A 23,520-nucleotide genomic window follows, 5' to 3' on the forward strand; every position below is an offset into this window, starting at 1 on the left:
TGAATAATCGCGGTGAAGAACGATGGCACTTCCGATATGCAGTTCTTCGTGCTGGTCGCGCGGCTGGGCAGCCTGGCGGCCGCGGCGCGCGCCATCGACTTGACGCCGCCCGCGGCCACCAAGCGCCTGGCAGCGCTGGAAGCCCGGCTGGGCGTGCGGCTGGTGAACCGTACTACGCGCAGCCTCAGTCTCACCAGCGAGGGAGAGACGTACCTGCGCCATGCCACGCGCATCCTGGCCGACGTGCGCGAGATGGAAGACGTGGTATCGCAGGGAAGGGCCACGCCGCGCGGGCTGCTGCGCGTGAATGCCACGCTGGGATTCGGCCGCACCGTGATCGCGCCGCTGGTTTCGCAATTCGCCCAGCGCTATCCGGACGTGGAAGTGCAGGTCGAGGTCACGGACCGCCCCGTCGACCTCGTGGAAAGCGGCTTCGACCTGGCGATCCGCTTCGGCGAGCTGCCGGACAAACGGCTCAATGCGCGGCGCATCCTGTCGAACCGGCGCTTCCTGTGCGCCTCACCGGGCTACCTAGAGCGGCACGGCACGCCGGCCACGCTGGCCGACCTGGCCAGCCACCGTTGCATCATCCACCGGCAGAACGACGATGCGTACGGGATCTGGCGCTTCATGCACCGCGACCACAGCGAAGCGGTGAAGGTGCACGGAGCGCTGTCGAGCAACGATGGCGACATCGTGCTGGGCTGGGCGCTGGACGGGCACGGCATCCTGATCCGGTCGGAATGGGATCTGGCCAAGTACCTCGACAGCGGGCGGCTGCGTGTCGTGCTGCCCGAGTTCAGGCTGCCCGCGGCCGACCTGTTCGTGTATTACCCCAGCCGGCGCAACCAGCCTGTTCGGGCCAGGGCATTCATCGACTTCCTTGCCGACCACTTCAAGGGTGCAAGGCAACGGCACGGCTAGCGCGGGCGTTTCCTCTCCTCAAGCGTGCTCCGCATCTCTGGCAGGTCCCTATAGTAAGGCCCTTCGTGTGCAACCAACACAAGGAGCAAACCATGTCACAGCCACCCCAACAGCAAACCCCACCCGGCTCCGAGGCCGCAATGCGGCCCGCCGCCGACCACGGCGAAACGAGCTACCGAGGCAACGGCAAGTTGCAGGACAAGGCCACCGTGATCACGGGCGCCGACAGCGGCATCGGCCGCGCGGTGGCGATCGCCTTCGCCCGCGAAGGAGCGGACGTGCTGATCTCCTACCTGAACGAAGACGATGACGCCCGCGAGACGGCGAAATGGGTCGAGGAAGCGGGCCGCAAGGCCGTGCTGGTGCGCGGCGACATCAGCGATCCGGCGCACTGCCGCGCCATCATCGCCAGGGCCGTGGAAGAATTCGGCCGCGTCGACGTGCTGGTCAACAATGCCGCTTTCCAGATGACGCGCGATTCGCTGGACGAGATTCCGGACGAGGAGTGGGACTACACCTTCCAGACCAATATCACGGCCATGTTCCACCTGTGCAAAGCGGCCGTGCCGCACATGCGGCCCGGCTCCTCCATCATCAACACGGCATCGGTCAATTCGGATACGCCCAAGCCGAAGCTGCTCGCCTACTCGGCAACGAAAGGGGCCATCGTCAACTTCAGCGGCGGCCTGGCGCAACTGCTGGCGGAGAAGGGCATTCGCGTGAACTCGGTGGCGCCTGGGCCGATCTGGACCCCGCTGATCCCCGCCACGATGCCGCCCGAGCAGGTGGAAAGCTTTGGCCAGCAGGTGCCGATGAAGCGGCCCGGCCAACCGGCCGAGCTGGCACCGACCTATGTGCTGCTGGCGTCAAATGACGGCAGCTATATTTCCGGCGCGCGCATCGCGGTGACGGGCGGGGTGCCGGTGATCTAGCCCTGAAACCCCACTATTGCTCCAGGTTGAAGCGGATGGCCGCTTCCATCGCCTGGTGCAGGGGAATCTTCTCGCCGGGTTTGTGATCCTTGATCGGCCAGACGGTTCGCGTGAAGCGGCGTTTCTGCTGCGATTCGCTGTCGATGTAGATGACCCACACCGACGTGCCCGCCGGGATCTCCGGATCGGTGTAGATGGCGCGCCTGTATTCGTTGTCGCCGGATTCGGCGGCGAAGCGGGCAGGGTCGGCCAAGGTGTGGATCGCGTCGCCTTCGCGCTTGAAGGTGGCGTTCGCAATGATGGAACCTACCGCACCCCCGAAGCCTCCGGCGGCCGCATGGCGCTTGAACTCGTGGCGCCGGTTCGTATAGACCACGAAATGATGCAGCCGGACGGATGCCCCGTCGGCGCCATGCTTCTCCTGCCAGCGGTGTGCGAACAGCCTGGCTCCGCTGGGAACGGTAACGTCTTCGGCGATGCGCGCATAGCCGAAGCGCTCGCTCGTGGTAATGCGGCTGAACGTCTCTCCCGTGGCCTCGGTGCCGGGGCGAACGTCCTCGACCCGCGCTTTGTCGGACGCGGCAAGGTCATCGATGGGCAGCCTGGCCGGGCCGGAACCGCACCCTGCCAGCGCAAGCGCCGCGATCAGGGGAAATAGGCGAGAAAACAAGGGGTAGCTCCTGAAGTGATCAATCTGTTCGAAGCACGCGACTCCGCCGCCTGCAATGGCGACGGCCGATCAGGGAAGAGTCGCGCAGAATTGTCAGTTTATCAATTACATGCGTAATTGGCAACCTTTGCGGCGTGATGATCTCTACAGGAAGGCGCGGTCAGCAGCTATCCGAAACCACCGTGACCGAAGGAGGCGTGATGGCGTTGCCGGAGCCGCTGGCGCCGACGTACAGCGTGTAGCAAGCCAGCGCCGCCGGGGTGTTGGCGACGCCGCGCGGAATTGCCGCGAAGGAGTTGACGGGCAGTGCGGGCTGGGTGGCCGTCGCCGTGGCGGAGCCGTAGCGGATGACGTAGTCGGCGACAAGGCCGGCGGCAGCGGCCATGTTGCCGTTGCCGGCGGCGGACGGGTAGCCTGACACGAGCGTCACCACTATCTCCTCATTGGTGATGTTGACGGCCGACGGGTCGATAAGCGCCTGGCCGTGGACCATCGTCGCAGTGGCTTCGAGCGCGCCGCGGGCACCATTCAACGCCGCGATGCGCGCGTCCTTCTGGAAGCCGGCAAAGCGCGGCAGCGCGACGGCCGCAAGGAGGCCCAGGACGACGATGACCGCGATAAGCTCGATCAGCGTGAAACCCTCCTGCTTGCCCGCGCGAGCGGGGCCGGAAGCCGGAAGCGGATGCCTGCCTGTGCAGGTGGTCGAGATGATCATGAATGGCAGGTGAACGAGACAGGAAGGCCGAGTCTGTCACTGTAGTGAATTTGCCTGCAACCAACAATCGCTTCCGCGTCAAAGCAGTGGATGTGATGCATTGCTGCAACAACGGGTTTTCCGGCGATGGCGGCCGTGCCGCTGGCGGCAAAGGTAAGAGGCATCGCGCGCGGGAAGCCAGTCGTTGCAGGCCTCGGTGCCCACCGGTCAGCCGCGGCGGCGCGCGGCAGCGCCCAGCAGGCCCAGGCCTGCCAGCAGCATTGCCCAGTTGGTCGGTTCCGGTACGGGTGCGGTCGGGGTCAGCACGTAATCGAAGCCGATCGCACGTTGTTCCCAGGGGGCCAGCGTGCCGAAGGCGTAGCCGAGCGCGATCGTGAAATCGCCATTGCCCCGGGCCTCGGTATCGCCCGACAGCACGTAGGGATTCGTTTCGAAATTGCTCACGCTGGCGGTCGCATCCCGGTTGCCCGTATTGCGTAGCGTAACGGCAAGGTCGGTGCCCGAGGAACGCACGGACGCGCCCTTGCCCTGGCCGAGGATCGTGTTCACGCTGTCATGGCTGTAGCCGTAGCGGTAGTCCGGATCGGCGTCGAGGCCCACGGCGTAGCTGACATCATCCAGTACCTGGCCACTGATATTGGTGAGCAGCACGCTCGTGTGGATCACGCTCGACGACAGGTCAAAGCTGATGAGCTGGCGGATCGCCAGGCCCTGGTAAGAGCCGCTGGAGGCGATCTCGACCGTGCCCGTTCCCGCGGCGAGGATGCCGGTCGTGCTGCCGAAAGCGTTGTAACGCGATCCGGCGCCAGCGGTATCGTAGTTGCCGTTCACGCCGATCGTATTGAAAGCAAACGGGTTGCCCGGCATGAGCATGTCGAAGCTGGCGCTGAAGTTGCCCGAACCGGTCGGGTCGAACTGGATGCCCGTGCGCGTGCCGAAGTCGATCAGCGAACCGCTGTCGTTGACGCCGAACTTGACGTAGGAACCGGCGACGGTGACATCGGCGAGGGCCGCTTGGGCGCCGCCCAGCAGGCAGGTGCCGAGCGCGGCGCGCAGGAACTTGTGCATGGTTGAACCCTGAAGAAGGTAAATAATGATTTCCCGGCTTCGAACACGCGACGGTTCGGGCCCGCGTACTACCTCGACATGGTTACATAAGAGAACACAAATTGCAATTTGTAAATTATGAAAATGCAACTTACGTTGCACGGTCGCGCAAAAGGCGACAGTTCGAGGGAGAGACCGGCGACGGCGGAGGGGGGGGAATGCCGGACATGCGGGCGCGGCACTGCGTGCGGACGGACCGGCGACGCCACCCCGCCGGCCGTCCAGGCCACCGACGGCTGCCCGCGGCGGTCGCCTATTTCCTTGCGTCGGCCTTCGGGGCCTCGCGCATCTGCGGCTTCTTCTCCGCTTCCCTGATGGCGGCGGCGCAATCCGTATCAGGCACCTTCGTCACGTTCACCAGCGGCAGCACGGCGGCCAGCGGCGACACTGTCGCGAGGGCCACGGCGGCGCCGGCCTTCATGGCCAGCGGGCCCTTGTACGGCCCCACGTCGGGATTGGCGAACGTGCCCTTGGCGTACAGCGGCGTGCGCAGCGAGAAGATGCGCGTGCCCTTGGTCTTGGGCCGCACGTCGAGGTTGAGCTGTTCCTGGGCCAGGTCCACGTAGCCGGTCACGTCGACCACCGCTTCGTCCGTGTCGAGCACGAAGCGCTGCACGTTGGCGCGGCCATTGTGCACCGCCGCCTCGGCGGCCAGGCAATTCATCTGGATCTGCTTGTCGCCGAAGACCTTCACGAAGATGGCATTGGCCACGTTCAGGCCCGCCAGTTCCAGCATGAACTGGCTGACCGAGCCTTCCGTGACCACGGCATTGAGTTCGCCATTGGACGTGGCCAGCATGGAAGCGACCGTGTTGCCCTTGCCGGCCAGCGCCGCATCGCCATTGATCTCGCCGAAGCTGCCGCGCATCGATTCCAGTTTCGGGAACAGGCGGTTGATCTTCAGGTGCCGCGCCGCCAGGCGGGCTTGCGCGTCGATCGTCTTGTCGCGGCCGTCGAGCGAGATATTGGACGTGATCCGCCCGCCGGCCATGCCGAAGTTCAGCGGCGTCAGCTTGAGCACCTTGTCCTTCATGTGGATGTTGGCCACCAGGTCTTGCAGCGGAATGTCGTTGGTTCGCACGATACGCTTGCCGGTGAACTTCACGTCGGCGTCCAGCGCGTCCCATTTTTCCGTCTTGAATTCGTTGACGGGGAGGGCCTTGCCGGCCGGTGGCGACTTCACGGTGCCGGCCTGTTTCGTGCCTGCGCCCGTGTCGGCGCCGACCGACGGGCCCAGGTCCGCCAGGCGCAGCTGTTGCGACGTGAGCTCGCCGCGCAGCAGCGGGCGCGGCTTGCGCTGCGAATAGGCGAGCGTGCCGGCGATATCGCTGGCGCCCACCTTGCCGCTGAATTTCTCGTAGGTGAAGGTCCAGGCGTCGGCGTCGTTCTTCTTGCCGATCAGCCGGCCATGCGTTTCGTAGGGCGGCGTCTCCGGCAGCAGCACACCGGTAAGCGGATACAGCTCGGCCATGCTGGGGCCGCCCAGCTTCAGCCGCAGGTCCAGGCCGGACAGCGACTTCGGATCGCTCAGCGTGCCCTTCACGCTGACCTTGTTGCCGCCCAGGTCGGCATTGGCCTCGACCGGGAACGTCGTGTCGGGATCGGTGAGCGTCAGCACGGCGCCCGCCTTGCCGCCGCCCGTGATGGGCGCCTGCCGGTACCTGCCGCCCAGCGTGAATGCCAAGCCGTAGGGCTGGGCGTTGGCCAGCGATTTCGCGTCCGCCCGCAGGTCCATGTTGATCGCTTCATCCAGGTAGCGCAGCGAGGCGCTCGAGAACGCCAGGCGCTGGATGTCCACGTTCCATTCGGAAGGGCCGTTATCCTTGAGCGTCCAGGAATTGCTGCCATCCTTGCGGCGCTGCAGTGCCGCGCTGGGCGCGTCCAGGCGCAGGTCGGTGATGATGAAGTCCTTGGACAGCAGCGGCAGAATGCGGAAGCCCATGTCGACCCGCCGCGCCGTGGCCATGTCCTTGCCCACGGTACTCCAGGCCGGATTGCCCATGCGGATGTTCTCGGCGCTGACGTACGGCCGCGGCACATAGCGGCGCCAGCCTTTCTCGGTATCGAGGCCACGGTGGAACTTCACGTCCAGGTCGCCCTGGATGGCGAATTCGCGGCCCGTCGTTTCCGACACCTTGCGGTTGATATACGGTCGCAGCATGTTCCAGTCGAACAGCGCGAACAGGATCATCAGACCCAGGATCGCCGCGAGGATCACGGCGCCAATCCTGAGGGCCCTGGATTTTATTTTCGTCATGGCATTGCCCCACGGATGGATGACGCGGCCGTTTGCCGCGAATATGCTGCCGGCAAACGCTTCGTGCGCCAGGAAACATAACGTTACCCCCATTCGGGCCGGGCGTTTGTTAGCCACGCAACCGTGCGCCCTCATTGGGCGCGAGCGGCAAATGGCAGCGGCTGGCAGCGGTTGGCAGCGGTTGGCGGCGGGCGCATTGCGCTGTATGCTGCGGCGGCATCCGCAACCTATTCGAAAGAACAATATGAAACAGTTGATTTCCTCCTGCATCCTCGGCCTGTCCCTCACCCTGGCCCTGTCCGCCTGCGACCGCGCCAAGGCGCCTCCGGCCGTCGCCGCCGCGCCCGCGCCGTTCCAGAAGATCGATACCGTCGCCGGCACCGGCAAGGAAGCCACGGCGGGCGCCACCGCCGTCGTCCACTACACGGGCTGGCTGTACGAGCCGAAGGCAGCGGACCAGCACGGCTCCCAATTCGATTCCTCGCGCGGGCGCGACCCGTTCAGCTTCCAAATCGGCGCCGGCCAGGTCATCAAGGGTTGGGACGAAGGCGTGCAGGGCATGAAGGTGGGCGGCAAGCGCACGCTGATCCTGCCGCCCGACATGGGCTATGGCGAAGGCGGCGCCGGCCCGATCCCGCCGAACGCCAACCTGATCTTCGAGGTGGAATTGCTGGACGTGCGCTGAGCGCAAAAATAATCGCGATCCTGCCGAGGATTTCCCGCTCCCGTTCGTCATAGTGGCGGGAGACCCAAAAAGACAAAACCATGGACAACGATGCTGTCACCTGGCTGAAACTGCATTTCCTGCCGTTCGAGGCGAAGTTGCGCAACCAGCTCGCGCGCATCTGCCAGAGCCCGGCGGAAGTCGATGACGTGATCCAGGAAACGTATTGCCGGGTGCTGCAGGCCGGGAGCCTGGAGCACATCCGCGAGCCGCGCGCCTTCCTCGTGCAGACGGCGAAGAACATCGTCATGGACAAGCTGCGTCGCGAAGCGATCGTCAGCATCCAGGCGATGGCGAGCCTGGAGGAGCTGGGCGTGGAGGATGGCGGGCCCACGCCCGAGCGGGTGGTGGCGGCGCGGGCGGAGCTCGATTGGGTGCTGCGGCTGGCGGCCCGCCTGCCCGAGCGCTGCCGCAAGGTGTTCCGCGCGCGCCGGCTGCACGGCCTGTCGCAGAAGGAAACGTCGGAATCGCTGGGCATCACGGTGAGCATCGTCGAGTACGAAACGATCCGGGCAATGGACCTGATGTCGGGCATGATCGCGGGCGCCACGCCGGACAAGGCACAGCCGCCCGCCCAGGAAACGAAACCCACAAGACGCCCAATGAACAGACATGTCGACAATTGAACAGCAAGCCAACCGCTGGGTCGTGCGCGAGAAGAATGGCCCATTGGACGAGGGCGAGCGCGCGGCGCTGGACGCCTGGCGCGGCTCGGACGTGCGGCACCAGGGCGCCTACCTGCGCGCGCTGGCGATCCACGCCGCGCTTGAGGATGCTGTCGCCGGCGAGGCCGCGCCGGCCGCGAACGACCATGCCGCGGCGCCGCGGCGGCCCGGCCGGCGCGCCGCGCTGTGGTATGGCGCCATGGCGGCCAGCCTGGCCGTGGCGGTGGGGGCCGGCATGTTCATGGCGCAGCCGCGCCCCGTGACCTATGCCACGGTCACCGGGGAATTCCGCAGGGTGCCGCTGGGCGATCACTCGGTGGCCCACATCAACAGCGGCAGCCAGATCATCGTCACGCTCACGGAAGGGGAGCGGCACGTGGAGCTGGTGCGCGGCGAGGCATGGTTCGACGTGGCCAAGGACAAGTCGCGCCCCTTCGTCGTCGCGGCGGGGAATGCGCGGGCGCGCGCCGTGGGCACATCGTTCAGCGTGGCCCGGCGGCCGGACGGCGCGGACATCCTCGTCACCGAAGGCGTGGTCGAAGCCTGGCGGCAGGACGGCGAAGGCGCGGCCAAGGTCGTGCTGGCGGCCGGCGACAGCGCGCGGGTACCGGCACGCGCCGGCCAGATGACCGTGGCGCGCGAGCCGGAGGAGGTCGCGCGCAAGCTGGCCTGGCGCGACGGCAAGATGGTCTTTCGCAACCAGACGCTGACGACGGCCGTGGCCGAATTCAACCGCTACAGCCGCAAGCCGATCGTCGTCGCCGACAGTGCCCTGGCGGGCCGCACCCTGGTCGGCCGCTACAAGGTCGACGATCCGGAACTGTTTGCCCGCGACGTGGCCGCCTACCTGCGCGTGCCGGTATCGATCACGCACGAGAAAATTATCCTTGGCGATGTGCGCCTGCTCGACGGCGCGGCCGAACCGGGTAACAATAAGGAAGCTGGCAAACAGAAGAACTAGACAGCCCCCTCGCCCCGGCGGGAGGGGCGGGAGGGAGAAGGATGGCATGGCGGTATCTTCGCGGCGCCGCCGCGATGATATTCCTCGGCGCGCTGGGCCTGGCGCCGCCCGCGGGCGCGCAGGCGGGCGCCAGGCCGTTCGACATTCCCGCCGGCCCGGCCAGCGCCGCCATCGACGAATTCGCCCGGCAGGCGGACGTGAACGTGCTGGCCGCGGGGGAACTGCTGGCGGGGCAGCGCACCGGCGGCCTGCGCGGCAGCTACGGCCTGGCCGAGGCGCTCGCCCGGCTGCTGGCCGGCACCGGCCTCTCGGCCACCGTGAGCCCGGGCGGCTCGGTCTTCATCGAGCGCTCGCCGGAGGCGCGCTCCGACCCCGAACCGCTCACCGTGGTACCGGACGTGATCGTGCTCGGCACCCGCGCCGCGCAGCAATCCTCCATCATCGAAAAGCGCTTCGCACCCACCGCGATCGACGTCGTGGTGGCCCAGGACGTGGGCTCCTTCCCGGACCGGAACGTGGCCGAGGCGATCTCCCGCGTGGCCGGCGTGGCGCTGGACCGCGGCGACTATGGCGAAGGCATCACGGTCGGCCTGCGCGGCATCGGTGCCGACATGACCCGTGTCGAGATCGACGGCCTGGGCGTGGCGGGGGCGGGCGGCGCCGCGCTGACCGGGCCGGACGACCGCAGCGTGGAATTCCGCGAACTGCCGTCGGACATGATCAAGTCCGTCGAGATCGTGAAGGGCGCCACGGCCGCGGACACCGAAGGGGGCCTGGCCGGCAGCATCCTGATCCACACGCGCACGGGCTTCGATTTCAAGGAACGCTACGTATCCGGCCGCCTGTCCGGCAACCGCAATTCCATCGACAAGCGCTGGGGGCCGGACCGGAACCTGGTCTATGCCGACCGCTTCCTCGGCGGCCGGCTGGGCGTTCTCGCCACCGTCAACAGGAGCCGCTCCTACAACGAGCACCACCGCCAGGAGCTGTCCGTGAACGGCGGCTCCGGCCCCACGCTGCAGTGGGACTTCGACGGCTCGCCGCGGAAGACGTTCTCGTTCAACCCGGCCACGGTATCCCGCAGCGACCCGGCGGCCGACGCCAGGCCAGCCACTTCGCCCTATGCGCTGACGCCGCGCGAGCTGGTCACGGTGGCCGCCGGCGCGCCGTCGAAAGCCGCATGCCGGGCAGCCCTGCCGGCACTGACCGCGGCACAACTCAACGCGCTGCCGCAGAGCCGCCGCCAGGCGGCCGTCACCCAGCGCAACAACGAACTGGCCACGTGCCTGAACCAGTGGAACGACTACACGCCCACGCTGGTGCGCTCGGCCATCAGGCGGCAGGACGACAAGCGGCGTTCGAGCGATATCCGCTTCGACTACAAGGTGAACGACAACCTGGCGCTGTTCGCCAAGGGCACGCGCCAGGACCGCCTGGTGTGGGAAACATGGATGACGCACTCGCTGGGCAATATCGGCGCGAACAACGTCGATCCCGCCACCGTGGTGGTGGACGGCACCCATCACGTGGTGCAAGCCACCATTGCCGACGGCGCGGTCTACACGGACAAGCAGCTCGACCGCATCGAGACGAAGAACACCTACCTGCAACTGGGCGGTTCGTGGCGCGCCGGCCGGTTCAGGAGCGAGTTCTTCGTCGGGCACGTGGCGTCGGATTTCCAGCGCGAGGCTCGCAGACTCGCCCTGGGATTCGGCTACGGCCCCGTGACGATGCGGCGCCTGCCCGGCGGCTTGTGGGCCTACGAGCTGCCGTCAGGCAGGACGTATGACCTGTCGGATTACACGGCATATTCTCCGGTGGCGGCCCAGCCGGCCCGCGCGGCGGTCGCGGCAACGGTGAACTCGCCGGCGGCGCCGGCCTACACGGCCGCCCAGCTGCCGCTGGCCGGCGCGGGCTTCTCCACGGCGTACACGCCGACGGCCGCCGAAACGCGCGAGCTTACGGCCAGGTTCGATGCGGCGTATGCACTGGCCGGCCTGGTGCCCTTCGCCGGCAAGCTGCGGTTCGGCGCGCAGCGGCGCGATTACGACAACCGATTCTGGAACCATGTCGGCTACCAGGTGTCGGGGGCCACCGGCACGTACGGCCAGCCGGGCTACGTGGCGCCGGTGGTGGTGCCGTCGCCGCGCCTGCGCGAAAGCGGCCTGTATCCCTGCCAGGATACCGCGGGCTCCCTGGGCGCCGGCGGCCTGCCATGCGCCTACGGCTACACGCCGTCGACGGCGCTGGCTTCGCCGCGCGATGGCCGCACGGCCGTCACGCCGCAGCAGTTCGCGGCGATCGTGGGGCAGGTCATGGCGGCGCGCACGGCACCGCTATTTTCCGGCGCGCGCGACCGGTTGGCGGGGCAGGTGGACGGCTGGAACGATATCGACGTGTTGCAGGCGTTCGCGCTGGCCGGCATCCGCAACGACGATCCCGGCTGCCTGAAGCGCTGCACGGCAAACGACGGCAAGGTGTACGCGCAGCCGGTCAACGCCCTGTCCGAGAAAGTCGATGCCGCCTACCTGATGGCCGAGTTCAGTACCGGCGAATCGCTGCCGTACGGCGTGCGGGTCGAGGGCAATGCCGGCGTGCGCGCCGTGCGCACGCGCGTGCGCGGCACCGGCCTGCTGACGATCACGGCGATCACGAAGACGCCGGCCTTCAACCCCGCCAATCCCGCGCTCGCGCAAGGCGTGGCCAGCACGTCCGTCACCAGCCTCGCATCGCTGGACCGGCGCTACATGGACTACCTGCCGTCGTTCAACGCCGCCGCCTGGCTGGTGCCCGACCGCCTCGCGCTGCGCTACGGCTGGGCCAAGATGATCGGCCGCCCGAAAGTGAGCCAGATGGTGCCGAACGGTACCTGCACCTACGACGAGCGGCAGGCCGACCTGGGCGAGGCCATGCAATGCACGACCACCGTGGGCAATCCCGCCCTGAAACCGTGGTCCAGCAAGAACCACCACCTGGGCCTGGAGTATTACCCGGACGACGACACGATGCTCACGCTGGCGCACTTCCGCCACCACGGCGCGCGGGGCGCGCCCCGGCAGGCCACGCTCACGGACCAGCAACTGTTCCAGGGCAGCGGCGTGACCGATCCCGCCACCGGGCAGGCGCTGGACGGCTACCGCTTTTCCGTGCCCACGCTGGTGAACGGCGAGGGCGTATCGCGCAGCGGCTGGGAGGTGGCCGTCAAGTCCGCCATGCCGAAGCTGCCGGCATTCCTGCCCGCGCATCTTCTCGCCTTCCTGCGGCATACGGGCATCGACCTGAACGTGAGCAGGAGCCGCCCGCGCAACGATGGTGCCCAGTACCGCGACCTGAACTCGGGCGCGGTGCTGCCGCCGGTCTTCGAGCCCCGGCGTACCGTGAACCTCTCGCTGTGGTACGACGACGGCGCCTTCAGCGCCCGCATCGCCGCCCAGGCCGTCGGCGAGCGCCTGCTCTGCATCGCACCCTGCGGCGGCAACGGCCCCGCCCAGAACTATCCTGCCGATGGCGCCACGCGCGTGATGCTGCCCTACGTGCCCGGCCTGCCCGTGTTCGGGCGCGAGACGCGCTACCTCGACGCTCGGGTGGCTTACCGCTTCGGCAACGGCGTCGAGCTGTTCGCCGATGTGCGGAACCTGGGCAAGACGTGGCTGCGCACGGATACGGGCAACTATGCCGTGCACGAGGATGGTGGCTCGAATGTGCTGGGGATCGGGTATGGCGGGGTGAGGGTGGCGGCGGGGTTGACGTTCAGGTATTGACTTGGCAGCCGTTGGCGGCCGCCCGCAACGCTAGCAGGACGGCCCGCAATAATCAATCACCAGCGCTCATGCTGCGCGGGATGCGTTCGATGCGCGCGATCAGCCTGGTGTCGGACACCGCAGGTGTCGGACACCGGTTTTCCCGAATCTGTGCCGCCGGCCGATGCGATTTCCAATCAACTTCTTGACCATTCACGCCAACCGCCCCGATCCATCCATGATCACTCCGTGCCGTTCGTCATGAAGTCACAACACCATCACGAACGGGAGACAAGATGAAGCAGCATGCAGCAGCACTGCGCAGCCGGCGCATGTCCGGCGCCGTGGCGATGGCGCTCGCCTCGCTGGCCGCCGGCGCCCCCGCGCAGGCACAACAAGCGGCACAACAAGCGGCACAACAGGCAGGCCAGGGTCAGCAGGCCGAGGTGGTCACCACCGTGACCGTGGTCGGCACGCGCCAGTCGCAGGAAAGCGCGATCGCGAAGAAGAAGCGCGCCGACACGGCGCTCGATTCGATCGTGGCGGAAGACGTGGGCGCCTTCCCCGACCGGAACGTGGCCGACGCGATCTCGCGTATCGCCGGCGTGGCCGTGGACCGCGGCGATTTCGGCGAGGGCATTTCCGTATCGATCCGCGGCAACGGCCCGGAACTCACGCGCGTGGAGCTGGACGGGCAGGGCGTGCAGTCGGCCGGCGGGGCCGACCTGCTGGGCGGAATGAACGCCGGGTCCGACCAGTCCGGCGGCCGGGCCGCCGAGATGCGCCAACTGTCGTCGGACCTGATCAAGAGCGTGGAAATCATCAAGGGTTCCACCGCCGACCTTACCGAGGGTTCGCTGGGCGGCGGCGTGCGCATCACCACCCGTAACGGCCTCGATTTCAAGAAGGATTACCTGTCGATCCGCGTGGCCGGCCAGCAGAACACGCTGAACGACAAGCTCAATCCGAACCTGAACCTGGTGGGCGTGAAGAAGCTGATGGATGGCCGCCTGGGCGTGCTCGTCAACCTCGGCAAGAGCAGGTTGAACCAGGAATCGCACTCGATCAACCAGGGCGGCAGCAGCAACCTGGTCGGTGCCTACCGGCCGATCGACTTCGATAATTCTCCGGAAAAGACGTTCTCGTTCCAGCCCGGTACGGTGAAGATGGACGACGAGCGCTCCACTACCACGCTGATGGCGTCGGACCTGATCGGCGGCGGCAAGTTCAACGCCGCCACGCCGTACGAGATCGTCAGCAAGTCGGCCGCCGCGAACAGCAAGGCCGATTGCCATACCGCCTTCCCCCTCTTGACCACGGCCCAGCAGAATGCGCTCGCGCCGGGCAACAACCGCACCAACGCGATCAACCAGCGGCAGCTGGAACTGCTGTCGTGCCTGGGGCAGTGGAACGACTGGGTGCCGAGCAGCACGCGCTATGTCGTCAACCGGCAGAACGAGGATCGCGATTCGGGCGATATCCGCTTCGACTTCAAGGTGAACGACAACCTCACCGTATACTTCAAGCACAGCCGCTCGGTGCGCGACATCGTGTCGGAATCGGCCAGCACCGGCTATGGCGGGCCGGCCTTCAACCCCGCTTCGGTGACGGGGCCGAACGGCTATGTCGGCCCGGCGTTCATCGACAGCGCGTTGAGCACCCAGCTGCCCAACGGGGCCTGGGCCACGCGCAACGTGGCGCCGGGCTCGGGCTACTTCCGGTACCCGGACCTGGCGTGGCGCACCGGCGGCGCGGCCAACGGTACCGTCTCGAACATCGATCCCGCTTCGGTGCGCGTGGACGCGAACCACCATCTCACCGGCTACACGATCGCCGACGGCGGCTTCGGCGTCGAGAACACGCTGCTCGATATCCAGGAGCGGGCCCGCTACAGCCAGGCCGGCGGCACCTGGCGCAACCGCTACGTGCTGGCCGAGCTCCTGCTGGGCGACTCGCGCTCGGATTTCTCCCGCTATGAAAAGCGCGCCGGCTGGAGCGGCTACACCGGGCCGGTGCAGGCTACCCTGCTGCCGAACGGCATCTGGAACTACGTGCCCACCGCTTCCTTCAACCCCAACGATCCGAACAATTACTTCAACCTGCGTCCGCAGCCGGCGGCGGCGGCCTTTGCGGGCAATGCCTTCGGCCCGCCGACGCCGGCCTACACATCGGCCCAGCTGCCGCTGGTGGACCCGGCGCGCACGCTGTCGCTGCAAAATGCCCGTATCAACGAGCAGACCGAGCGCACGGCCAAGTTCGATCTCACCCTGAACACGGGCGACTTCACGAACGGCTGGCTGCCGCGCATGAAGTTCGGCTACAACCGGCGCAAGAGCGACTACACGGCCTGGGGCACGGGCGGCCTCACGGTGCAGGAGCCCACCGGCGAATGGGGCAAGCCGGGCTATGTGCCGGGCATCTATGTGCCGAACAAGAACCTGCGCACCACGTACCAGATCTGCGAAAACACGCCGGGTTCGCTGGGCGCGGGCGGCAAGCCCTGCGCATATGGCTACACGCCGAACACCGACCCCCGCTCGAACCTGGCGGGCACGATCCAGATCACGGCCGACCAGTTCCGCGACATCTTCGCCAAGGCCTACACGAAGCAGCCGACAGCGCAGTTCTACAGTGGCGACCGGGACCGCCCGGCCGGCCTGATCGACGGCTGGACCGAGATCGACATCAACAAGCTGTACGAGCTGCTGGGTGTGCCGAACTACAACCTGGACTGCCTGAAGGAGTGCCAGGGCAGCGACGGCAAGATGTATGCGCAGCCGATGAACCGGCTGGTGGAAACGGTCGATGCCGGTTACCTGATGACCGACTTCGCCCTGGACCGCATTCCGTTCACGGAGCGCGCCCTGCCGTTCGGCATCGAGTTCGACGGCAACGTGGGCGTGCGCATCGTGAAGACCAAGGTGACGGGTACCGGCCAGCTCACGTTCCAGTCCACCGTCAAGAACCAGAACTTCAACCCGCTCGATCCCGAAAACGCCAACGGCGTCAACACGCAGATATTCCGGCGCGATACGGCGATCACCGAGGAAACCACCGATTACCTGCCTTCGGTGAACCTGAATGCGTGGCTGATCCCGAACGAGGTGGTGCTGCGCTACAACTGGGGCAAGACCATCGCCCGCCCGCCGGGCGGCCGCCTGATCCCGAGCGGCACCTGCTATTACGACGAGCGCTTCATGGACCAGCTGGGCGCCGACGGCGAGCCGCGCGCGCAGTACTGCAGCGGCACGATGGGCAATCCGGCGCTGGAGCCGATGACGAACCACAACCAGAACCTGTCGCTGGAGTGGTACCCGAACCGGGACAACATGCTGTCCGTGGCTGCCTACAAGCAGGATGGCATCATCGGCGCGGCCACGCTGATCGAGACCGTCACGGCGGCCAACCTGTTCGCCGGGTCGAACGCGGTCGATTCCCAGACCGGCAAGCCGCTGGCGGGCCAGCAGTTCGACTACCGCCGCTGGACCAACCAGCTGCCCAACACGCGCAAGGGCTACGAGATCTCGGCCAAGACGGCCTTCACGTTCCTGCCCTGGTACCTGCGCTACCTGGGCGTGGACGCGAACTACACGCGCAACAAGTCCGAGCTGACCGGCACGGCCGTGCGCGACCTGCTGACCGGCACCATCATGCCCGTCTCGGGCGAACCGCACCATTCCTGGAACGCGTCACTGTGGTACGACGACGGCCGGCTGACGGCGCGGGTGGCCGTGCAGTTCGTGTCCGAGAAATTCAGCTGCATCTCGGGCTGCAATTCCACCGCCGTGAACAACTACCCGGCCGAGGGCCTGACGACGGTACGCGCGCCGGTGTATGCGCCGGGCGCGCCGAACTTCCGGCTCGGCACCCGCTACATCGACGCCAAGATCGGCTACCGCCTGAACGACAACGTGGAACTGTTCGTGGAAGGACGCAACCTGGGCCGCATCCACACGGGCACCACCACCGGCTCGTTCGCCCGCTTCGCCGACGGCACGCCGAATGTGTACACCGACACCTTCGCCGGCGCCACCTACATGGCCGGCGTGAACTTCAAGTTCGAGTAGCTTGCTTCGCCCTCCACCCGGTGCCGAAGCGGGCTTCATGCCGAAGGCGCGGTTGGCCTTCGGTTTTTTTGCTGGCGCTGCCAGCGGGCGAACAGCGCCTTCTTGCTCAGTGGGCCAGCGCCAGCCGCGGGGCGAGGGCGGGCCGCGCGGCCGCCGCGTCCTCGCGCAGCCGGAAACTGCCCACCGCCTGCGACAGGCCGGCAGCCTGCTCGCTGAGGCTTTCCGCCGCCGCCGCGGCCTGCTCGACCAGCGCCGCGTTCTGCTGGGTGATCTCGTCCATCATCGTCACGGCGCGGTTGATCTCGGTGATGCCGGTACTTTGCTCGGCGCTGGCGCTGGTGATGCCGGCCATGATGCCTTCCAGCTGGCGCACCGCCTGCACCACCTGGTTCATCGTCTTGCCCGCTTCGTCCACCATCGTCGCGCCCTGTTCCACGCGGGCCGAGGAATCGCCGATCAAATCCTTGATTTCCCGGGCCGCCGCGGCGCTGCGCTGGGCCAGGTTGCGCACTTCCGAGGCGACCACGGCGAAGCCGCGGCCCTGCTCGCCGGCGCGCGCCGCTTCCACGGCGGCGTTCAGCGCCAGGATATTGGTCTGGAAGGCGATGCCGTCGATCACGCTCGTGATATTGCCGATGCGGGACGAGCTTTCGCGGATCGCACCCATCGTGCTGACCACCTTCGACACCACGTCGCCGCCCTGCGCGGCGATCGACGAGGCGCTTGCCGCCAGCCGGTTCGCCTCGCCGGCATCGGTGGCGTTGCGCTGCACCGTGTGGGTCAGCGTTTCCATCGAGCTGGCCGTTTCCTGCAACGAGCTGGCCTGCGATTCGGTGCGCGCCGACAGGTCGGCATTGCCGCGCGCGATCTCGCCGGTGGCCAGCGCCATTTCCTCGGTGGTGTCGCGGATCCGGCCGATCATGCCGGCCAGGTTGCCGTTGATGGTGGCGATCGCGCGCATCAGCACGCCCACCTCGTCGTCGTGCGCCACCTGGATGTCTTCGGTCAGGTCGCCTTGCGCCACGCGGCTGGCCGCGGCGGCAGCCTTGGCCAGGTTGCGCTGGATATAGCGGTACACCAGCCACAGGCACAGCACCGTGCCGCCCACCGACAGGGCCAGCAGCACGACCGCCAGCGCGAACGCCGTGCGCGTTTCCTGTCCGGCCTGCGCCACCGCGGCGGCGGTGCGGGTGTCGAGCATGGCCAGGAATTCGTTCACGGGCTGCATGATGCGCGCCTTGTTCTGGTGGTATGTGGTGTCGTGCATGATGCGGCGCGCCATCTCCATGTCCGGCTCGCCCTGGCGCGTGAAGCCGCCCTTGCCATCGTCGAACAGGCCCTTCACCGCGTTCATCGCGATCACCTCGGTCTTCACCAGGCCGTCGGAGTTCGCCTGCGCCTCCTTCAGCTTCGCCAGTTCCTGTTCCGTGAAGCCGGCTTCCTTCATCAGCTGCTGCAAGGGCACGGACTGGCCGGAGGAGGGCGGCACGGGCATGCCGCCGGCCACGAAGTCCCAGTAGATGCGCTCGTAGTGCTCCGGGCGCGGCTTGCTGCCGTTGCGGATGTCGAGGATCTCCATGTACTGCTTCTCGTAAGCCGCGTCGCCGGACACCACGTAGGTACGCGCCAGGCGCGTCAGGTCGTCGGAACTCTGCCGCAGCTCGTCGGCCAACAGGTAGGAGTCATAGCGCGCCTGGCTGGCCGCCGTGGCCGCAGCCTCCTTGGTGGAGACGCGCAGCATTGCCCAGAGGGTGAGGGAGGCGAGCAACAGGGTAAGCAGGAAGGTCGCCACGAAGGCTTGCTTGATCGATAAATGGCGCATGACAGTCTCCGGAAGTGGTTGCCGTGCATAAACATTAGCTTCCAAAAAGGAATCGTGTCCACCATTCCGTGCGATTCCATGCCCTTGCGTTACCGGTTTGTCGGCTGCGGTGCACACTGTTGGCGCAGCGGCATGCCAGCCGGGCAAGGAAGCGCACAGGCGTTCTGTCTTGGAAATAAAAGTTTCCATTTGTCACATTGCCGTCATGTGGTATCCCTACAATGCGCAGGCGTTGCGCCGTTCGACAGCCGCCCCGTGAGCGCGGCTGGGGCGGAGCCGCATGCCGATTCACCACTACCGATTGCCTCATGCTGAACATGCTCCGCCGGCGCACCGGCTCCCGCGTTGTCGCCGCCATCACCGTCATCCTCGCCATGCTTGCCGTGGTGACGCTCGCTTCCCTGTGGTCGCTGCAAAAGGTCGCCGGCAATGCCGACGTGCTGGTCGACGACAAGCTGGCGCGCCAGCGCCTCACCATCGAGCTGCGCGCCAGCGAGCAATTGAACGCCTTGCGCGCGCTGTCGATCGCCCGCAGTGACAGCCTGGAAGTGGCGGACGCATTCAAGACGCAACTGAGCGAAGGCGAGCGGACGACCGCCCGCCTCGCGCGCCAACTGGAACGCATGCGTGGCGACGCGCGGGAGCAGGCGCTGGCCGGCGCGGTGCGCCAGCAGCGCCAGCGCTTCCACGCCGTGCGCGACGAGATCTTCCGGCAAAAGGACATGGGGCGCACCCAGCAGGTGGACGAGCTCGTGACGGCAGGTTTCGCCCCGCGCCTGTCCGCCTACATGGCCGCCATGGACGCGCTGCTCGACCACCAGGCGCAGGCGGCCAGGCAGGTGTCCGAGGACTCCCGCGGCACGCTGGCCGCCATGCGCATGCTGCTGGCCGGCCTCGGCGCGCTCGCGCTGATAGCCGGCACCGCGCTCGCCCTGGCCCTCACCCGCAGCATCGTGCGGCCATTGCGCGACGCCGTGGCGTTCGCCGAACGCGCGGCGGACGGCGACCTGGCGGCTGCGCTGCACCACGGCCGCCAGGACGAACTGGGCCAGCTGCTCGACGCGCTGAACGAGATGGCGCGGCGGCTGGCGCGCACCGTGAGCGGCGTGCGCGATGCCGCGGCCGCGATCGACGCGGCATCCGAGGAAGTCGCGCACGGCAACCTCGACCTGTCGCGCCGGACGGAACGCCAGGCCGCCACGCTGGAGCAAACCGCGGCCGCGCTGGACCAGCTGGCCACGACGGTGCGGGCCAACGGTACGCAGGCGGTCAGCGCGGCGCGGCTGGCGCAGGGGGCGGTCGAGGTGGCCGGGGAGGGCGGCAGCGCGATCGTGGCCGTGTCGACCACGATGGAAGGCATCAGCCGCTCCGCCGCGAAGATCGTCGACATCATCGCCGTCATCGACGGTATCGCGTTCCAGACCAATATCCTGGCGCTGAACGCCGCGGTCGAAGCGGCACGCGCGGGCGAGCAGGGGCGCGGCTTTGCCGTGGTGGCGGGGGAGGTACGGGCCCTCGCACAGCGCTCCGCGACGGCGGCGCGTGAAATCAAGGCGCTGATCACGGAATCCGTGGCCGCGATCGGGCAGGGGGCCGACCTGGCCGCGGGCGCGCAGGCCACCATGGCCGGCATGCTCGAGCGCGTTGGCGGCGTGAGCACGCTGATGGCGCGGATCGGCGACGCTGCCCATGCGCAGACCGATGGCATTGCCCGGATGAACGACGCGGTCGGCGACCTGGAAGCGGAGACGCAGAACAACGCCGCCCTTGTCGAGCAGGTGGCCGCCGCCTCGACGGCGCTGCGGCAACAGGCGCAGGTGCTGAGCACGCTGATGCAACAGTTCCGCGTGGCCGCCGGGCATGCGCCGGTGCCGGCACCCGTGGCCGCCTTGCAGTGAGCAGACTCTTCTTCCCTGCCGCCCCGGCGTTCCTGCAGTCGCGATCGCTTGCAGGGTGCTAGTCCGTCGCGTATGCTTCCAGGACAGCCACGGTTGAGCGCACCGCGATAGCGAGCTCGGCAGGAATACGGCGCAAGAGAAGAACTATCGGCGGCCGGCCCGGCGCAACAAGCAACGCGCAACACGCAACACACATCACGCAACACGCAGCGAGCAGCGAGCAACGAGCAACACGCAACGAGCAACGAGCAACGGGCAGCGGCGGCCGGCAGCGAGACAACGGCAGGCGAAGCAAGGGGAACCCATGGACGGTGCGAAGGGCATGGCGCTGGCCTCGCGCGCGCTGCGCACGACGCGCGCCGCGGCGTTGCCGATCTTCGCATGGCCGTTCTTCGGCCTGATCGTGGCCTGCACCTGTTGGGTCTACTTGATCCAGGTGCTCGACTCGGAGCGCGTGCAATTCGAACAGCGTGCCTATGAAACGGCAACGCGCGTGGCCGAGAACCAGGCCGGGCAACTGTCGCGCGACCTCACGATGATCGACCAGATCCTCGTGCTCGTCGGTTCGCACTGGCAAGCGGTCGGCGGCAAGCCGGAACAAAAGACGCTGGACGAAGTGGTGGGGCCGGACAAGGCCATCCTCGACATTTCCGTGTTCAGTGCGCAGGGGCAGATGCTGTTCACAAACAATCCGCCAGCCTGGACGCCACAGGACCTGGCCACCATTTCCACGTTCCCGTTCTACGCGGAACAGAAGCGCAACCGGGCCGATGTCCTGTTCATCGGCAAGCCGCGCTCGCGGCCGGGCCGCGACCAGCGCTTCATCCGATTCTCCCGCAAGATCCTCGACGTGTCGGGTAACCTTGCCGGCATCGTCGTCGTCGCGCTCGACAGCGAAGCGTTGATCGCCGGATATGACCGGGCCGTGCTCGGCAGGCACGGATTCGTCGCCGCGGTGGGGCTCGACGGCGAGACGCGCGCGGTGCGGGCGGACGAGGGCTCCCGGCCGCCGCGCGCCGTGCCATCCTCGCTGCGCTTCGCGCTCGATTCCTCGGCGGGCAATATCTATGTCTCCGGCAGCGACTTCGGCGATGCGGTCAACCGCTTCATCTCCTGGCGGCGGGTGGACGGCTATCCGATGGTCGTCATGGCGGCCGCCGACCAGACCGAAGCGCTGGCCGCGCTGGAGGAACGGCGCAATGCCTCGATCCGCGTGGCGGCCGGCGCGAACCTGGTACTCGTGGTGTTCGTGATCATCGCCACCATGATGTCGATCCGCTTCCACCGCGAGCGTCGCCAGCTCGCGCTGTCGCAGGCCGCCTACCGCAAGGCCACGGAAGGCGGTACCGAAGGCTTCTTCATCTGCGAGCCCGTGTACGGCGCGGGCGCCGCCGTCAAGGATTACTGCCTGGTGGACTGCAACGAGCGCGGCGCGGCATTCTTCGATTCCTCCCGCCAGGCCATCACGGGCGCCCACCTGTCTGCCCTGGCCGGCGGACTTGGCGCCACCGCGATCAAGGAACTGCTGGACAAGGCATTCCGCCAGGGCGCCGTCGAGGACGACTTCCAGCTCGAGCGGGGCGACCGCCAGGAGCCATGGCACCTGCGCGTGGGCGTGGTGCATTCCAACGGCGTGCTGGCGGTGACGGTTCGCGACGTGACGCTGGAAAAATCGCACATGGCGGACCTGGAACGCCGGGGCAATGAAGACACGCTGACGGGCTTGCCGAACCGCGCCTGGATCCGCGCGCACCTGCCGGCCATGCTGGAACGGGCCGACAAGGCCCATGCCAGGGTGGCCGTGCTGTTCGTGGACCTGGACGGCTTCAAGCTCGTCAACGATACCTTCGGTCACGGGGCCGGCGACGAAGTGTTGCAGCACGTGGGCAAGCGGCTGAAGGTGGCGGTGCGGCCGCACGACCATGTGGTGCGGCTCGGCGGCGACGAATTCGTGGTGGTGCTGGAGCTGATCAAGGGCTCGGCGGAGGCCGAGCACGTGGCCGACCGCATCCTGCACGCCTTCCATGCGCCGTTTTCCACGTCCAAGGGCACCGCCTCGGTCGGCACGTCCATCGGCATCAGCCTGTACCCGGTCGACGCGAAGGACGTGGAAACGCTGTACCAGCATGCCGACATCGCCATGTACGAGGCGAAAACGTCCGGCAAGAACCGCTACCACCTGTTCAACTCGGCGTTCTACGACGCGATGCGCCAGCGCACCCGCCGCGAGAAGGAGCTGCGTGCGGCCATCGCCGAAAACCAGTTCGTGATGCACTACCAGGCGCGCGTGAACTGCAAGAGCAGCAAGGTGTCGAGCCTGGAGGCGCTGGTGCGCTGGAACCACCCCACCGAAGGCCTGCTGGGGCCGGACGAGTTCATCGGCCTGGCGGAGGAAACCGGCCTGATCCTGAACCTGGGCGAGCTGGTGATCGATACCGTATGCGGGCAGATCGCGCGCTGGAGCGACAGCGTGTACGGCTGCGTGCCCGTGTCCATCAATGTCTCGAGCCGGCAGTTCAACGAGCGCGATATCCGCGAGAGCATCGCCGGCGCGCTCGCGCGCCACGGCATCGATGCCGGGTGCGTGGAAATCGAGCTGACCGAATCGTCGATGGTGGTCGACCCGCGCCGTACCGCGGATAACCTGCAGGCCATCCACGCCCTCGGCGTCAAACTGCTGGTCGACGATTTCGGCACCGGCTATTCCTCGCTGTCCATGCTGCACAATATGGCGTTCGATTTATTGAAGGTCGATAAATCGTTCACGAGCCGGCTGGGCGTGGACGAGAATGGCGAAGTATTCTTCCGTGCCATTATCACGATGGCCCATTCGCTGGGCATGCGCGTGGTCGCCGAAGGCGTGGAAACGGAGGAGCAGGCGCGCATCCTCGAAGCCCTGCAATGCGACGAATTGCAGGGGTTTTATCTGTTCCGCCCGGTACCGGCGGAAGAATTGCCGCACACGCTGGAATCGCCGATCGCCGAATTGGCGGCGCGCTGATCGCGCCGCTTCTCCCGGCGCTGCCTTGGCGCCCCTC

At 67.3% G+C, this 23,520-nt stretch carries 14 protein-coding genes; 9 read left to right on the forward strand and 5 right to left on the reverse strand.

Annotated features, from left to right (window positions below):
• Positions 1 to 12 precede the first annotated feature (12 nt).
• Entirely contained in the window at positions 13 to 924 is a 912-nt protein-coding gene (locus tag V6Z91_RS17135) for a LysR family transcriptional regulator (protein WP_338758903.1), read from the forward strand.
• A 140-nt stretch (positions 925 to 1,064) separates the two neighbouring features.
• The gene (locus V6Z91_RS17140; protein ID WP_338771909.1) at positions 1,065 to 1,856 is read left to right on the forward strand and encodes a glucose 1-dehydrogenase; all 792 of its coding nucleotides are present in this window, start codon (positions 1,065 to 1,067) and stop codon (positions 1,854 to 1,856) included.
• 13 nt (positions 1,857 to 1,869) lie between these two features.
• On the opposite strand, the gene V6Z91_RS17145 is transcribed toward V6Z91_RS17140, so the two are convergent.
• From V6Z91_RS17145 to V6Z91_RS17160, 4 genes are all read right to left on the reverse strand, one after another.
• Positions 1,870 to 2,526, reverse strand: coding sequence for a hypothetical protein (locus V6Z91_RS17145; protein WP_338758904.1), 657 nt, complete (start codon positions 2,524 to 2,526; stop codon positions 1,870 to 1,872).
• Between the two features lie 160 nt (positions 2,527 to 2,686).
• Complete coding sequence (locus V6Z91_RS17150; RefSeq protein ID WP_338758905.1) at positions 2,687 to 3,241, reverse strand: type II secretion system protein; 555 nt, start codon at positions 3,239 to 3,241, stop codon at positions 2,687 to 2,689.
• A gap of 207 nt (positions 3,242 to 3,448) precedes the next feature.
• A complete protein-coding gene (locus tag V6Z91_RS17155; RefSeq protein WP_338758906.1) occupies positions 3,449 to 4,309 on the reverse strand; it encodes a PEPxxWA-CTERM sorting domain-containing protein in 861 nt (286 codons plus the stop codon).
• A 292-nt stretch (positions 4,310 to 4,601) separates the two neighbouring features.
• The gene (locus tag V6Z91_RS17160; protein ID WP_338758908.1) at positions 4,602 to 6,605 is read right to left on the reverse strand and encodes an AsmA family protein; all 2,004 of its coding nucleotides are present in this window, start codon (positions 6,603 to 6,605) and stop codon (positions 4,602 to 4,604) included.
• 244 nt (positions 6,606 to 6,849) lie between these two features.
• Here V6Z91_RS17160 and V6Z91_RS17165 point away from each other — a divergent pair, with 244 nt between their 5' ends.
• The 5 genes from V6Z91_RS17165 (at position 6,850) to V6Z91_RS17185 (ending at position 16,762) form a co-directional block, all read left to right on the forward strand.
• Positions 6,850 to 7,290, forward strand: coding sequence for an FKBP-type peptidyl-prolyl cis-trans isomerase (locus tag V6Z91_RS17165; RefSeq protein ID WP_338758910.1), 441 nt, complete (start codon positions 6,850 to 6,852; stop codon positions 7,288 to 7,290).
• Positions 7,291 to 7,370: 80 nt separating this feature from the next.
• Complete coding sequence (locus tag V6Z91_RS17170; protein ID WP_338758912.1) at positions 7,371 to 7,955, forward strand: RNA polymerase sigma factor; 585 nt, start codon at positions 7,371 to 7,373, stop codon at positions 7,953 to 7,955.
• Positions 7,942 to 8,955 carry a FecR domain-containing protein gene (locus V6Z91_RS17175; protein ID WP_338758914.1) on the forward strand — a complete coding sequence of 338 codons (1,014 nt, stop codon included), beginning with the start codon at positions 7,942 to 7,944 and terminating at the stop codon, positions 8,953 to 8,955. The genes V6Z91_RS17170 and V6Z91_RS17175 overlap by 14 nt, the downstream gene beginning before the upstream one ends.
• A gap of 41 nt (positions 8,956 to 8,996) precedes the next feature.
• Entirely contained in the window at positions 8,997 to 12,716 is a 3,720-nt protein-coding gene (locus V6Z91_RS17180; RefSeq protein ID WP_338758916.1) for a TonB-dependent receptor, read from the forward strand.
• Positions 12,717 to 12,991: 275 nt separating this feature from the next.
• The gene (locus tag V6Z91_RS17185; protein ID WP_338758918.1) at positions 12,992 to 16,762 is read left to right on the forward strand and encodes a TonB-dependent receptor; all 3,771 of its coding nucleotides are present in this window, start codon (positions 12,992 to 12,994) and stop codon (positions 16,760 to 16,762) included.
• 106 nt (positions 16,763 to 16,868) lie between these two features.
• Here V6Z91_RS17185 and V6Z91_RS17190 read toward each other — a convergent pair whose 3' ends face one another.
• Positions 16,869 to 18,584 (reverse strand): methyl-accepting chemotaxis protein, encoded by a 1,716-nt coding sequence (locus V6Z91_RS17190; protein ID WP_338758920.1) that lies wholly within the window; start codon positions 18,582 to 18,584, stop codon positions 16,869 to 16,871.
• Between the two features lie 308 nt (positions 18,585 to 18,892).
• On the opposite strand from V6Z91_RS17190, the gene V6Z91_RS17195 reads away from it, so the two are divergent.
• Together V6Z91_RS17195 and V6Z91_RS17200 are read left to right on the forward strand one after the other, a co-directional pair.
• Positions 18,893 to 20,482 carry a methyl-accepting chemotaxis protein gene (locus V6Z91_RS17195; RefSeq protein ID WP_338758921.1) on the forward strand — a complete coding sequence of 530 codons (1,590 nt, stop codon included), beginning with the start codon at positions 18,893 to 18,895 and terminating at the stop codon, positions 20,480 to 20,482.
• A 304-nt stretch (positions 20,483 to 20,786) separates the two neighbouring features.
• Positions 20,787 to 23,483, forward strand: coding sequence for an EAL domain-containing protein (locus V6Z91_RS17200; RefSeq protein ID WP_338758923.1), 2,697 nt, complete (start codon positions 20,787 to 20,789; stop codon positions 23,481 to 23,483).
• Positions 23,484 to 23,520 lie beyond the last annotated feature (37 nt).

Origin of the sequence: Massilia sp. METH4 (assembly GCF_037094685.1) — a bacterium.
Classification (GTDB): Bacteria; Pseudomonadota; Gammaproteobacteria; order Burkholderiales; family Burkholderiaceae_D; genus Rugamonas.

Bases quoted from the DNA above. Each gene is read 5' to 3' on its own strand.
- V6Z91_RS17140 (WP_338771909.1), top strand. From the start codon at position 1,065: ATGCGGCCCGCCGCCGACCACGGCGAAACGAGCTACCGAGGCAACGGC.
- V6Z91_RS17150 (WP_338758905.1), bottom strand. From the start codon at position 3,241: ATGATCATCTCGACCACCTGCACAGGCAGGCATCCGCTTCCGGCTTCC.
- V6Z91_RS17155 (WP_338758906.1), bottom strand. From the start codon at position 4,309: ATGCACAAGTTCCTGCGCGCCGCGCTCGGCACCTGCCTGCTGGGCGGC.
- V6Z91_RS17160 (WP_338758908.1), bottom strand. From the start codon at position 6,605: ATGACGAAAATAAAATCCAGGGCCCTCAGGATTGGCGCCGTGATCCTC.
- V6Z91_RS17165 (WP_338758910.1), top strand. From the start codon at position 6,850: ATGAAACAGTTGATTTCCTCCTGCATCCTCGGCCTGTCCCTCACCCTG.
- V6Z91_RS17170 (WP_338758912.1), top strand. From the start codon at position 7,371: ATGGACAACGATGCTGTCACCTGGCTGAAACTGCATTTCCTGCCGTTC.
- V6Z91_RS17175 (WP_338758914.1), top strand. From the start codon at position 7,942: ATGTCGACAATTGAACAGCAAGCCAACCGCTGGGTCGTGCGCGAGAAG.
- V6Z91_RS17180 (WP_338758916.1), top strand. From the start codon at position 8,997: ATGGCATGGCGGTATCTTCGCGGCGCCGCCGCGATGATATTCCTCGGC.
- V6Z91_RS17185 (WP_338758918.1), top strand. From the start codon at position 12,992: ATGAAGCAGCATGCAGCAGCACTGCGCAGCCGGCGCATGTCCGGCGCC.
- V6Z91_RS17190 (WP_338758920.1), bottom strand. From the start codon at position 18,584: ATGCGCCATTTATCGATCAAGCAAGCCTTCGTGGCGACCTTCCTGCTT.
- V6Z91_RS17195 (WP_338758921.1), top strand. From the start codon at position 18,893: ATGCTGAACATGCTCCGCCGGCGCACCGGCTCCCGCGTTGTCGCCGCC.
- V6Z91_RS17200 (WP_338758923.1), top strand. From the start codon at position 20,787: ATGGACGGTGCGAAGGGCATGGCGCTGGCCTCGCGCGCGCTGCGCACG.